Below are 9511 nucleotides of genomic sequence, written 5' to 3'. Positions count from 1 at the left end.
CACACCCGTTCCCATACCGAACACGGAAGTTAAGCTCTTTAGCGCCGATGGTAGTTGGGGGCTTCCCCCTGTGAGAGTAGGACGTCGCTAGGCACAAAGTAGCCACTGAGAAATCAGTGGTTTTTTTATTTTAAAAAAATCAGTAATAACACCCAATAAATGTTAGAATTTAATTGATTTAAATAAACAAATATAGGGGTGTATTTAAATGGCAACAGGGGTATATAGAGAAAATATTCAAATTGAAAAAGCTAAGCTACAGGAGTTCATTCGAAATAAAGAAGAGTGGGCTATACTAATACCTGGTTATTTACATCATGAATTCCCAAGTGAACGAAATATGATTTGGGTATTTCAAGGGGATTTTGGAATGATCCAAAAAGCTGTAAAGGTTGAACTTAAGTGTAAGGAATCAAATCCTAATCAGGTTATATTTGATTTGGTAGGCTTATCAGATCCTTTAAATGGTGATGGATACTTTGAAGTTACACAAAACCAGGATGGTACATGTCAGTTAGAAGGTAATTTAACATTAAAGGCAAGTGGTTTCCTTGCAGGAATGATGAATCCAATTTTAGAAAAGTTTGTACCGCCATTAGTAGAACAGCTAGTACAAGAGATGGCAATAAAAGCTAGTATCTAGTATTTCCGACATAATTAGCCTCAGCATAATTGTTACTGATAAAAGAAGAGTGTCATGTCATAGAAAAGGTCATTGCTTTTAGTTGCAATGACCTTTCTGACTTATCAAGCACGCGCCATGAAAGCGACCAATCGAAACGGAAATCAACCACATCGTATTGAGAGAGGAGCTATTTTTTTGAGAAATATTTGAGTAATTGCTCAATATAATTTAAAAAGGAGGAATCATTATGGAGCAATGGATAGGTATTCAAACACTCATTTGGTTATTCCCTATTATGTTTATTCTCCATGATTTTGAAGAAATCATAATGGTTGAAAAGTGGTTGAATAAGAATTCTACGATTTTGTATGAAAGATTGCCGAAAAAAATGGCTAATCGAGTTATTAAACAGTTCTCGATGTCGACAGCACAGTTTGCCGTAGCAGTAGTCGTAGTATTTATGTTTGTAAGTAGTTCCACTTTTGTAGCAAATCAATATGTGAATCAAGGGCCGTTCGGAGATATCTATTTCTTCACTGTTGTTACGCTAACCTACTTTCTACATGCGTTCACTCACCTTGCACAGTCTATTTTTCTTCGTTCCATTACACCAGGTGCACTCACATCTTTGATAATCGTCATTCCATATAGTTTAATGTTGTATCGTTCGTTATTAATTAATAACGTCATAACATGGAACATTATTTTTGTTTGCTTGCCATTTTGTCTTTTATTGATCCCTATTGCATTACTAGCACATTGGATCGGGAAAAAGGTTATATGAATTTCAACTTATTTATATCCATTCAGTAAATTTTTTTCTAACGTAAGTGTTATAATTAAATAAGAATATAACGGAAATGGGTGTTTTGTTTTGCAAAAGAAAAAGCCGATTGTAGAGGGATTAGAGCGCTTTCAACAACAACAAAATATTTCCTTTCATGTACCAGGGCATAAACACGGAGAACTATCCCATCTTCCTCAGCCCTTTAAAGATGTAATGCGATATGATGTGACTGAATTATCAGGTCTCGATGACTTACATCATCCAGAGGAAATGATATTAGAAGCAGAAAACTTATTGGCAGATACATATGGGGCGATGAAAAGTTTCTTTTTAGTAGGTGGATCTACAGTCGGGAATTTAGCAATGATTTATGCCACATGTAAAAAAGGTGATACGATTATTGTCCAACGTAATGCACATAAGTCTATATTTCACGCGATTGAGCTTGTTGGGGCAAAGCCTGTATTTGTATCCCCGCTATGGGATGAACGAACATTAACAGCAACCCATGTTTCTTATAAAGATTTGAAAAAAGCAGTTGATTATTATCCAGACGCACGTGCAGTAGTATTAACGTATCCTACTTACTATGGTATGACATCGAAAGAAATACAGCAGCAGATTGCGTATTGTCATGAGAAAGGTATTCCAGTTTTAGTGGATGAAGCACATGGAGCTCATTTTAGTGCATGTACTTTATTTCAGCCATCTGCATTGACATTTGGTGCAGATATAGTAGTACAGTCTGCGCATAAAACATTGCCAGCGATGACAATGGCATCCTTTATGCATGTTAATTCTAACTTAGTCGATGTCGACAAAATAAATCACTATTTACGTATGCTACAATCTAGTAGCCCGTCCTATCTTTTATTGGCTTCTTTAGATGATGCACGTTATTATGTACAGACATATATGGAGAGTGACGGTGCATATATAATAGAAAAAAGAAATCAATGGATCGAGGCATTACGAGCTATTGGCTCTTTGGAAGTTATTGAGGTAGACGACCCTATCAAATTATTATTACGTGTTAAGGGGTATACAGGTTTTCAATTACAGGAAGCATTAGAAGCAAAGCATGTATATGCAGAACTGGCAGATGCAAATCAAGTATTGCTTGTGCTACCTTTGTTGAAACAGGGGCATAACTATCCATTTGCAGAAATACGTGTCCGTATTAAAGAGGCCATAACATTGTTATTAAGTACACCAAAGGCAGAAATCGTAACTGCTTCACAAACGACCTATAATTTTGTGGCCATTACTGAACCTTCCTATACATTTGATGAAATGGAAAAGGCGGAAACAGAATGGTTACCGTATATGCGAACGATGGGACGTATTTCTGCAAGTATGATTATTCCGTATCCACCCGGTATTCCACTGCTTGTTCCAGGAGAAAAAATAACCGTGGCAAAGCTGAGTCAGTTAGAGGAGTTACTAGCTACTGGTGCAACGTTCCAAGGTAATCACCGTTTAGAAGAAAAGATGATTAAGATCATTAAATAGTTGGAGGCTATAACAGCATGAATTGCAATTTATTTATTACATTTGAAGGTCCAGAAGGTGCTGGAAAAACAACAGTCATTCAAAAAATAGCCGAGCGACTTGCAGAGGAAAAGATTGATGTATTAGCAACGAGAGAACCTGGTGGTATTGAGATTGCTGAGAAAATTAGGAGCGTAATTTTAGACCCCGAACATACAGCCATGGATGAGCATACAGAAGCGTTATTATACGCAGCGGCGAGAAGTCAGCATTATTTTGAAAAAGTTCGACCTGCGTTGGATGCTGGAAAAATGGTTATTTGCGATCGCTTTATCGATTCCTCTTTAGCATACCAAGGATATGCACGTGGTATCGGCGTTGATGAAGTATTATCTATTAATGAGTTTGCAATCGGTAAGAAGTTACCTGATATGACAATCTTATTTGACCTTGCACCAGAGGTAGGCTTGGCACGGATTCATGCTCATGGAGAGCGAGAGGTCAATCGTTTAGATGTTGAAAGCTTAGCTTTTCATAACAAGGTTCGGGAAGGATATTTACAGCTAGTGGAGCGTTATCCTGAGCGTATACATGTCGTCAATGCGGACCAAAATATTGATCATGTTGTTGAAGATGTATGGTCATTAATATATGAAGCAATACAGTAAATGCATGAAGTTGTCTACCACAATGTGATATAATGGTAACAACTATAATCTTATTTTCATTCAGAAAATGTTTTCTGCGCGACAGTAGCGAATGTTTTGAGATGAATGAAGAAGTAGTTTTATTTTAGTAGATGTTCCGAGCACCTACTGAAACAGAGGAACTCTAACCTATGTCACGGAAAAGGTAACTAAAATCTATTTAGATGAATTTTATCGAAGGGGTGAGTGCGAATGAAGTTAGTAGTAGCTGTAGTGCAAGATCAGGATAGCAGCCGCTTATCGAATGCTTTAACGAAAAATCAGTTTCGTGCAACTAAATTAGCGAGCACTGGAGGATTTTTACGCTCTGGAAATACGACGTTTCTTATTGGAACGGAAGACTCTCTCATACCCAAAGTTTTAGATATTATTCGTGATAATTGTCGTGCACGAGAACAAATGGTTGCACCTGTTTCGCCATTAGGCGGGAATACAGATTCCTATATACCTTATCCTGTGGAGGTAGAGGTAGGTGGAGCGACAGTTTTTGTATTACCAATTGAACAGTTCCATCATTTTTAAATTATTTGCCACGTTAAATGGGAAGAAAAACACATTATAATTTAGCTTTTGTGTATTTGGTATAGAAAGCAAGTGGGGGCGAAACAGCTTGAAGATCAATCAAGATATACGTGTCGGGTTAAATACTAATCGTAAAGAACCACTGCATAACAATAATCAAAATAACCGATTTGGAGATATGGTCGTCAAGCAAGGCACCAAATTGCAAACTGAACAGCTTACGCGATTGCTAGGGGATATTTCTACAGCAGGTGATCGTGTCGCAAGATCGCGTAATTTACGAGAGCTTGCTCGTTTTAAAATGCTTGTTAAACGGTTTCTACAAGAAACAGTAGAGCATGGTATGGATTTAAAACAATCGCATTCATGGAATCGTTTTGGTGAAGGAAGACGTTTGAAAATTATTGAAACTATCGATACGCGTCTTGTGGAGCTTGCTCAAGATATTTTAGATGAAGAAAAGGAAGCAATTGATCTTCTCGATAAAATCGGTGAGATAAAAGGCTTATTAATTAATTTGTATATGTAAAACCCGTGTCTCGTTCTCTTGTAGGCGCGGGCTTTTTTCAAACTGAATGGTATGAATTCAATTCACGATGAAACTAATCTATCTGCTCTAAAACTGTAGATATTTCTGTACGAAAATTGGTTCATCACCAAAAGTTGTGGATGACTTTTATTAATACGTCTACTATGTTAATAAGTTGATTTTCGTTACGACTGGGCGACTCCTTGGGGATTAGTAATAGAGGAACGAAGGCTAAAAGCATCACATCCTGTGATAATGCCCCCGTGACCAACATCGGTGCTGTCGCTGCGCTTTCGCACAAACAAAACCAAAACCCTCTGCTGCCGCTACGTTAGCACTATGCTTTCGCGCAAAAAAACATCTGTTGGCCCGAGACCCTGGAGCGAGCGAAGCGGCAGCTACAAAGCGCCCAGTCGGAACGGAAATCAACCACACGTTTTGGTGATGATCTATAAAATTGAGCAATAGGAAACAATTATGCTATAAGTGTAATTGATATAGGAAGGAATTTTAATATATGGCCAAGAATGTTGAAGAGCTATTCGCACTGCAACCAGTCGTAATGAAGCAGCTTCAAACGATTTTTGACAAACATAGATTAGCACATGCATACATTTTTGATGGTGAAAAAGGGACAGGCAAAGTAGATATTATGCAGTTTTTTGTCAAATTAATGCTTTGTGAGCAACCAATTCAAAATGTTCCATGTGAAACATGTCGAAATTGCAGACGTGTTGATTCGGGTAATCATCCGAATATTCATCAAATTTATCCCGAGGGTCAATTTATAAAAATTGATCAAATACGTGAATTAATTGCAGAAATGAAGATGATGGGTGTTGAAGAGGGACGGAAGATTTATGTACTTCATCATGCAGACCGTCTCAATATTGCATCTGCAAACATGATTCTTAAATTTTTAGAGGAACCTGATGGTGAGGTAACTGCGATTTTATTAACGGAGCAAATGCAGTCAATTTTACCAACGATTCGCTCTCGCTGTCAGCATATTAAATTTCAAAAAATGCCTCGACATTTATTGTTAAAGCATCTACAAGATAATAATATTTCTTACTCGATGGCTTCTACAGTGAGCATGATGACGAACGAGCTCGAAACAGCTATGATTTTAGCAAATGATGAGCAGTTTGCACATGCTCGAAAAACAGTGTTAAAATTAGTAGAGGCAATTCGTCAGAACGTACATGAAGCAATGCTTGTTGTACATGAAGAATGGTTGCCATTATTTAAAGAAAAAGGCGAGATGGAACAGGCATTAGATTTACTACTATTTGCTTACCGTGATATAGTGTCAATAAAAGCTAATCCCGAATCAGCTTGTACTTACCCAGACATGTTACAGACATTTAAAGAAGCTGCGCTACATTCGACTTATGAACGTCTATCTAGTCAAATGGAGTCTATTTTACAGGCGCGTTCATCTTTACAGCGTAACATGAATAGGACGTTAATGATGGAGCAGTTAATGCTAAATCTGCAGGAGGGGTATACATTTGTATAATGTAGTGGGAGTCCGCTTTAAAAAAGCGGGTAAAATATATTATTTTGATCCAGCATCATATCTACTAGAGGACAGTCAATATGTTATTGTAGAGACAGCTCGCGGTGTAGAATATGGTAAAGTAGTTGTCCCTCAAAAGGTTGTTGAGGATAATGATGTTGTTTTACCACTTAAACAAGTTCTACGACCAGCGGATGAACGTGATCGTATTCAAGTAGAGGAAAATGCTGCCGAATCAAAGCGTGCATTTGAACTAGCAAGTACAAAAATCATTGAGCATAATTTAGAAATGAAGCTCGTTGATGTTGAATATACATTTGATCGTAATAAAATCATCTTTTATTTTACGGCTGAAGGACGCGTTGATTTCAGAGATCTTGTAAAAGATCTAGCTTCCGTTTTTAGAACACGTATCGAACTTCGTCAAATTGGTGTACGTGATGAGGCGAAGTTGTTAGGTGGTATTGGTCCATGTGGCCGGATGCTTTGCTGCTCAACATTTTTAGGAGATTTTGAGCCGGTTTCTATTAAAATGGCTAAAGATCAAAACTTATCTTTAAATCCATCTAAAATTTCAGGTCTTTGCGGTCGTTTAATGTGCTGCTTGAAATATGAAAATGATGAATATGAGGAAGCTAAAGAGGGCATGCCAGACATCGGTGAATTAACGATGACACCAGATGGACGAGGTAAAGTTGTAGGTTTAAATGTACTGGAGAGACTCATTCAAGTATATTTACATGAGCAGGAGCGTACAGTCGAGTATACACTAGAAGAACTGCTAGCATGCGAAAAAAATCTTATATAAGATAGAGAACTGAATGAGGTGGCTTGGGTGAAGGACCGTAATTTCTTAGATACCGTTATGGAGTTCGAACAACAGCTCGAAGCAATGCAGGAGCAATTTGGTGCATTGAAACAATTTGTAGCGTTAATGATGGAGGAGCATAAGACACTCGAAACAGAAAATCATCACCTTCGTACACGTCTAGAAGAATTACTTTCTAATGAAAACTCTGAACAGACTACTGATGAGAAGAAAGAGAATCCGTTAGATATTGGCGAGGGTTATGATAACCTAGCACGTTTGTACCATGAAGGCTTCCATGTTTGTCATGTTCATTTCGGAAGTTCACGTAAAGGTGAAGACTGTCTGTTTTGTCTATCATTTTTAAATAAACAAAATGTGTAATAGAAGGCTGATTCCCACTATGGTGGTGTCAGTCTTTTGTTTTGTATAGTAGGAGGAAGAAACATGGAAGAATGGTTGAAAGATGACGAACGGTTAGACTATTTATTAGCTGAGGATTTACGTATTATTCAAAGCCCCTCTGTATTTTCGTTTTCATTGGATGCAGTGCTACTTTCGAAATTTGTTAGTGTCCCATACAATAAAGGAAAAATTGTTGATTTATGCTCAGGTAATGGTGTAATCCCACTTTTTCTAAGTGCTAGAACAAAGGGACATATTACAGGAGTAGAAATTCAACCACGCTTATTTGATATGGCTGAGCGAAGTATCCGTTACAATAAGTTGGAAGAGCAAATTCATATGGTCCTTGGTGATGTGAAGGAAATTCCTAAGGAGCTTGGTATTGAAAAGTATGACGTTGTAACATGTAATCCGCCATATTTTTTAGCACATGAAGCTAGTGATAAAAATTTAAGTGAGCATTACGCTATTGCCCGCCATGAACTATATTTAACGTTAGAGGAATCAATACAGTCAGCAAGTAAATTATTAAAACAGGGCGGAAAGGCCGCTTTTGTTCATCGTCCTGGTCGGTTGTTAGATATTGTTACGGCGATGCGAGCGAATCGTATAGAGCCTAAACGTATGCAATTTATTTACCCGAAAGAGGGTAAGGAGGCCAACACACTATTAATAGAAGGAATTAAGGACGGTAAACCGGATCTGAAAATATTACCACCCCTGTATGTGTATAATGCGGATAATGAATATACAGCAGAAGTGAGAGAAATTCTTTATGGAAAAGAACAGTAACCATTATTTTTATGTGTTAGAATGTGCCGACCAATCCTTTTATGCTGGTTACACGAATAATGTAGACAGGCGTGTCGCTGTACATAATGCTGGTAAGGGAGCAAAATATACGAGAGCACGAGGACCAGTGGAATGTATTTATGTAGAGGAATTCGATACGAAACAAGAGGCGATGCGTGCAGAATATGCTTTTAAACAGCTAACACGAACGCAAAAAATGAAATATATAGGGAGGGATGCGTTATGAAATCTCAAAAAAGTACAATGCACAATCATACAGGTTGTTTATATTTAGTTGGAACACCTATTGGTAATCTAGAGGATATGAGTGTACGTGCGTTACGTATTTTAAAGGAAGCAGATATTATTGCTGCTGAGGATACACGTAATACCAAAAAGCTTTGCAACTACTTTGATATAGCAACACCCCTGATCAGCTATCATGAACATAATATAGAGGTGGGGGGAGAGAAGTTATTAGCATTCTTACGTGAAGGAAAAACAGTTGCATTAGTTAGTGATGCTGGTCTACCGTGTATTTCCGATCCTGGTGCAGATATAGTCGAAAAAGCAATTGAGCAAGACTTTCCAGTTGTGCCGGTGCCAGGTCCCAATGCTGCAATATCAGCATTAATCGCCTCCGGATTAACACCGCAGCCATTTTTCTTTTATGGATTTTTAAATCGAGGAAAAAAGGAACGTCGACAGCAATTAGAGCAACTAAAAAAACGTCAGGAAACCATTTTGTTTTACGAGGCTCCTCACCGTATAAAGGAAACCTTGAAAGACATGGAATTTATTCTTGGTAATCGTCGAATTGTATTAGCTCGCGAGCTAACTAAAAAATTCGAAGAGTTTTTACGTGGTACGTTGGCTGAAGCAGTGGAATGGTCACAAACAGAGGAAATTCGAGGAGAATTTTGTATTGTCCTTGAAGGAAATGAAAATGATGAGGAAGAAAATGATGAACAAGCCTATTGGATGACAATGTCTATTGTTGAACATGTTGATTATATTATTGATCAAAATGGTGTTACATCAAAAGAAGCTATAAAAGAAGTGGCCAAACTACGTCAAGTAGCTAAGCGAGAAATCTATAATGAATACCATAGTTAATGTAAAGAAAGAGGTCGCCTTAATATAGGCACCTCTTTTTTTGGGTTCTATAATATTTTTTGGGGTATTCGCACAATTCCACGCATAAAAAAAGCACAGATTCACCGATTTATATATACTTGAATTGTCGAGAAACAAGTAATAGAAAGGTGAACTGTGCATATGAATTTTAACACGAATATTCCAGGATTAAAAGATGTAGAGATT

At 37.6% G+C, this 9511-nt stretch carries 12 protein-coding genes and 1 rRNA gene; all 13 read left to right on the top strand.

The window, feature by feature from the left end:
• Positions 1–93, top strand: a 5S ribosomal RNA gene (gene rrf / locus ACQKN4_RS25160); the annotation flags it as partial.
• 115 nt (positions 94–208) lie between these two features.
• Positions 209–643, top strand: a complete 435-nt coding sequence (locus tag ACQKN4_RS25155; protein ID WP_079563661.1) for an SRPBCC domain-containing protein — start codon at positions 209–211, stop codon at positions 641–643.
• 229 nt (positions 644–872) lie between these two features.
• Complete coding sequence (locus tag ACQKN4_RS25150; protein WP_079563662.1) at positions 873–1409, top strand: HXXEE domain-containing protein; 537 nt, start codon at positions 873–875, stop codon at positions 1407–1409.
• Between the two features lie 90 nt (positions 1410–1499).
• Positions 1500–2924 (top strand): aminotransferase class I/II-fold pyridoxal phosphate-dependent enzyme, encoded by a 1425-nt coding sequence (locus ACQKN4_RS25145; RefSeq protein WP_427485195.1) that lies wholly within the window; start codon positions 1500–1502, stop codon positions 2922–2924.
• 17 nt (positions 2925–2941) lie between these two features.
• The gene (gene tmk / locus ACQKN4_RS25140; RefSeq protein WP_079563664.1) at positions 2942–3571 is read left to right on the top strand and encodes a dTMP kinase; all 630 of its coding nucleotides are present in this window, start codon (positions 2942–2944) and stop codon (positions 3569–3571) included.
• A 231-nt stretch (positions 3572–3802) separates the two neighbouring features.
• Positions 3803–4132 (top strand): cyclic-di-AMP receptor, encoded by a 330-nt coding sequence (locus ACQKN4_RS25135; RefSeq protein WP_049667342.1) that lies wholly within the window; start codon positions 3803–3805, stop codon positions 4130–4132.
• Between the two features lie 88 nt (positions 4133–4220).
• Complete coding sequence (locus ACQKN4_RS25130; RefSeq protein ID WP_079563665.1) at positions 4221–4661, top strand: YaaR family protein; 441 nt, start codon at positions 4221–4223, stop codon at positions 4659–4661.
• A gap of 517 nt (positions 4662–5178) precedes the next feature.
• The gene (gene holB / locus ACQKN4_RS25125) at positions 5179–6183 is read left to right on the top strand and encodes a DNA polymerase III subunit delta' (RefSeq protein ID WP_079563666.1); all 1005 of its coding nucleotides are present in this window, start codon (positions 5179–5181) and stop codon (positions 6181–6183) included.
• Positions 6176–6991: a PSP1 domain-containing protein gene (locus ACQKN4_RS25120; protein ID WP_079563667.1), complete on the top strand. Its 816-nt coding sequence runs from the start codon at positions 6176–6178 to the stop codon at positions 6989–6991. The genes holB and ACQKN4_RS25120 overlap by 8 nt, the downstream gene beginning before the upstream one ends.
• A 27-nt stretch (positions 6992–7018) precedes the next feature.
• Positions 7019–7375, top strand: coding sequence for a DNA replication initiation control protein YabA (gene yabA / locus ACQKN4_RS25115; RefSeq protein ID WP_079563668.1), 357 nt, complete (start codon positions 7019–7021; stop codon positions 7373–7375).
• A gap of 63 nt (positions 7376–7438) precedes the next feature.
• Positions 7439–8188 carry a tRNA1(Val) (adenine(37)-N6)-methyltransferase gene (locus ACQKN4_RS25110; protein WP_427485194.1) on the top strand — a complete coding sequence of 250 codons (750 nt, stop codon included), beginning with the start codon at positions 7439–7441 and terminating at the stop codon, positions 8186–8188.
• Entirely contained in the window at positions 8172–8435 is a 264-nt protein-coding gene (locus ACQKN4_RS25105) for a GIY-YIG nuclease family protein (RefSeq protein WP_079563670.1), read from the top strand. Before ACQKN4_RS25110 ends, ACQKN4_RS25105 begins: the two co-directional genes overlap by 17 nt.
• Positions 8432–9304: a 16S rRNA (cytidine(1402)-2'-O)-methyltransferase gene (rsmI, locus tag ACQKN4_RS25100; protein ID WP_079563671.1), complete on the top strand. Its 873-nt coding sequence runs from the start codon at positions 8432–8434 to the stop codon at positions 9302–9304. Before ACQKN4_RS25105 ends, rsmI begins: the two co-directional genes overlap by 4 nt.
• Positions 9305–9511 lie beyond the last annotated feature (207 nt).

The sequence above is a fragment of the Lysinibacillus sp. NPDC093692 genome (assembly GCF_050280125.1).
In the GTDB taxonomy this organism is placed as follows: Bacteria; Bacillota; Bacilli; order Bacillales_A; family Planococcaceae; genus Lysinibacillus.
Note: the sequence above shows the minus strand (reverse complement) of the source record. Positions and strands in the feature narration are given on the sequence as shown.

Excerpts from the sequence above, each read along its gene's own strand:
- ACQKN4_RS25155 (WP_079563661.1), top strand. The coding sequence starts at position 209 with ATGGCAACAGGGGTATATAGAGAAAATATTCAAATTGAAAAAGCTAAG.
- ACQKN4_RS25150 (WP_079563662.1), top strand. The coding sequence starts at position 873 with ATGGAGCAATGGATAGGTATTCAAACACTCATTTGGTTATTCCCTATT.
- tmk (WP_079563664.1), top strand. The coding sequence starts at position 2,942 with ATGAATTGCAATTTATTTATTACATTTGAAGGTCCAGAAGGTGCTGGA.
- ACQKN4_RS25135 (WP_049667342.1), top strand. The coding sequence starts at position 3,803 with ATGAAGTTAGTAGTAGCTGTAGTGCAAGATCAGGATAGCAGCCGCTTA.
- holB (WP_079563666.1), top strand. The coding sequence starts at position 5,179 with ATGGCCAAGAATGTTGAAGAGCTATTCGCACTGCAACCAGTCGTAATG.
- ACQKN4_RS25110 (WP_427485194.1), top strand. The coding sequence starts at position 7,439 with ATGGAAGAATGGTTGAAAGATGACGAACGGTTAGACTATTTATTAGCT.
- ACQKN4_RS25105 (WP_079563670.1), top strand. The coding sequence starts at position 8,172 with ATGGAAAAGAACAGTAACCATTATTTTTATGTGTTAGAATGTGCCGAC.
- rsmI (WP_079563671.1), top strand. The coding sequence starts at position 8,432 with ATGAAATCTCAAAAAAGTACAATGCACAATCATACAGGTTGTTTATAT.